The 2961-nt window shown below is 65.1% G+C and carries 2 protein-coding genes; both read right to left on the reverse strand.

Annotated elements, in window-relative coordinates; translation table 11 throughout:
* Positions 1–940: 940 nt before the first annotated feature.
* Complete coding sequence (locus FJ222_12505) at positions 941–2599, reverse strand: nucleoside kinase (GenBank protein ID MBM4165243.1); 1659 nt, start codon at positions 2597–2599, stop codon at positions 941–943.
* Positions 2600–2650: 51 nt separating this feature from the next.
* On the reverse strand, positions 2651–2961 hold a 311-nt coding region (locus FJ222_12510), incomplete at its 5' end, for a polyprenyl synthetase family protein (GenBank protein ID MBM4165244.1).

The raw sequence follows: 2961 nt of genomic DNA on the forward strand, positions 1-2961 counted from the left end.
CGTTCGGGTTTCAAGCGCTTCGACCTCAAGCTGGACGCCATGAGCTACCCGCCGGTGTCCGACGAACTCTGGGCCAGGCATCTCCGCACCGACCAGGTGGACATCATCGCCATGGGCAGGGCCGGTCCTGACGAGGCCCGCCTGGAAGACTACGTGGTCGGCGGTCTGGTGGACTTCGACGATATCTCCTACGATGCCCATGCCGACCTGTTGTACGATTTCGCCGGCCAGGTTGTCAGCCATCTTCAGTCCTACCTGAAGGACGAGAACGAGGTGCGCAAGGTTCTGCGCTGCTACCAGCGCGACATCGCCCGTTTTGTCCATGCGCAGATGCAGGAGCACTACTGGGAGGATGCCGCTGCCTACGAGGTGTGCGTCAGCAAGGGCTTCACCGAGCTAAAACCCAGCAGCGCGTACACCACCGATGCCAGCGCTCCGGTCATGGATTTCCGCGACTCGCCAAGAGACAAGAGCAACATGCCGAGGTACGTGTTCGCCGGCTTCAAAAAATGCCTGTATGACGCCGAGAAGTTTCATTCCGACCCGGAGCGCAAACTTGCCGTCATTTTGGAGCGCGACACCGAGAAATGGTTCCGGCCGAGAAAGGGTCAGTTCCAAATCTACTACCAGTCCGGCGCCGACCAGCCCGAGTACCAGCCCGACTTTGTGGCCGAGACGCCGTCGGCGATCTACATGCTCGAACCCAAGGACAAGAGCGAGCTTCAAGACGCCGCCGTTCAGGCCAAGAAAGAGGTTGCCGAGACCTGGTGCCGGAACGCCACGGCTCACGCGAAGATCCACGGAGGCAAGCCCTGGCAATACGTCCTCATTCCCCACGACGCCATCGCGGACAACATGACGCTTGACGGTCTTGCCCGGCAATTCGCCGCGAGGCCTTCAAGCATCTGAGGGCATTGGGGCCATCGGGTTTTCAAGCGCCTCAGTATTTCAACTGCGAGCCGCCGATGTATTCGCGGAGGATCGAGTAGCCGGGAACGGCGGTCTCGGGCAGGTCCACGAAGTTCTGCAGGAAGCCGGAGATGCGGCGCGCCTCCGCGAACTCGGGATCGGTCGCCTTGATCTGGTTGAGCAGGGGGATGGCCAGCGGCTTGAGCACGGCCAGCTCGTAATCGAGCGCCGAGTTGAACATGGCGTCGGCCCGGTTCTGAAAGGGGAAGATCCACCGCTTCTCGCCGTGCAGGACCGATGGCCAGCGCCGCAGCGTCGCGAGGGCGGAGTAGCCGCGGTGGGCGTTGTCCCGGACCATCCGCCGGATCAGGCGGTTGTCCGTGGTCGCGATGCGGCTGTTGCTGTCAATGCCGAGTTGCGTCAGCGCGCTCACGTACACCAGGAACTTGCGGGCCTCGCCGATGTCGGCGGTGAGCTTCGGATTGAGGCAGTGAATCCCCTCCATGACGATGACCCCGGCGTCGGCGAGCCGGACCGGCTCGCTGCGGTCGTAGCCCTGCTTCTTCTTGAAGTCGAAGGCGCGCGGATGGATCTCGCGCCCGTCGAGCAGGGCGGCGATATCGCCGTTGAGCCGGCGCAGGTCCATGGATTCGATGTGCTCGTAATCGAGGTTGCCGCCGGCGTCGCGCGGATTGAGATCGTCGCCCACGAAATAATCGTCGGTCGAGATCAGCAACGGCTGCAGGCCGTTGACGCGCAGGTGCGTGCAAAGCCGCTTGGAGAAGGTGGTCTTGCCGGCGGAGGAGGGGCCGGCGACCAGAATCAGCCGGACCTCGCGCGGCCGTCCGGCGATCTGCGCGGCGATCCGGGCGAGCTTCTTCTCGTGCAGCGCCTCGGCGGTCTGGATGAAATCGTCAATGCCGTCGCGCCCAACCAGGAGGTTGAGACGCCCGACCGAGGTGACGCCGAGAATGCGCCCCCAGGCGATGTGCTCCTGATAGACGGCGAACAGCTTGGGGTTCGGCGACCAGTCGCCCAGCACCCGCGGGTTGGCGCGCATCGGCAGCCGCAACACCAGTCCGCTCTCGTAGGGGATCAGGTCGAACGGTTGCAGCAGGCCGGCGCGGTGGACGATCGGCTCCTGGGCGAGATCGAAGAACTGGCCGCAGCGAATGATCGCGACATAGGGCGGGTTGCGGTGATTCAGCAGATGGAGCTTGTCATACTGCCGGGACGATTCGAAGAGGCGAAGGGCGTCGGCATACGAGACAATGTCGTAATCCATGGGCGTGTCGGCCGCGATGAGCGCCTGCATCTCCGCCTTGACCCCGGCCACGTTGGCGACGGCATCGGCGCCGTCCGGCCAGTCGGCCGTGCAGAACAGGCCGTTGCCCATGGAGTGATGAACCCGGTAGGGCACGGACGGGAAGGCCGTGTGAAACGCCTTGCCGAGGAGGAAGCTCAACGACCAGCGGATGATCCGCCAGCCGTGGTTGTCCGCGGCCGTGAGGGGCGTGACCTGGGCGTGGGCGATCAGGGGGAAGCCCAGAGAGACGGCGTCGTTGTTGACCATCGCGCCGACGACCGGCAGGCCGTCGGCGGCGATCGGCGGCAGGACATCGCGCACGGGCGTCCCCGCGTCCACGTCGATGTCGGGTTGCCCGGGGAGTTCAATTCGGATGGAGCGCATAGGAACGGTGGCCTGTGGGGTTTTCAATCACGGCGTCGTTGTCACGGAGATTCAAAACAGCCTCCCCAGCATGTCCCGCGCGAGGGCGTCGAGCGGCTCGACCGGTCCGGGAAGATCGCGCAGACACGCGCAGGCGGCGGCGGTGAGGCTGGCGGCCTGCGCGCGCGCCTGGTCGGGTGTGAGGGTATGCAGGCAGGAGAGCTCGTTGGGCTTGCCGGGGCGGCCGTCGGGCGCGTCCAGGATGTCGTCAATGATCTGGAATGCGACGCCGAGGTGCGAGCCGAAGTCCCCGAGGCGATCCGTCAGTCCCGTGTCGGCGCCGGCGGCGATGGCGCCCATGCGGGCCGCCGCGCGAAAAAGAT

The organism is Lentisphaerota bacterium, from assembly GCA_016873675.1.
Classification (GTDB): domain Bacteria; phylum Verrucomicrobiota; class Kiritimatiellia; order RFP12; family JAAYNR01; genus VGWG01.

Bases quoted from the DNA above. Each gene is read 5' to 3' on its own strand.
- FJ222_12505 (MBM4165243.1), bottom strand. From the start codon at position 2,599: ATGCGCTCCATCCGAATTGAACTCCCCGGGCAACCCGACATCGACGTG.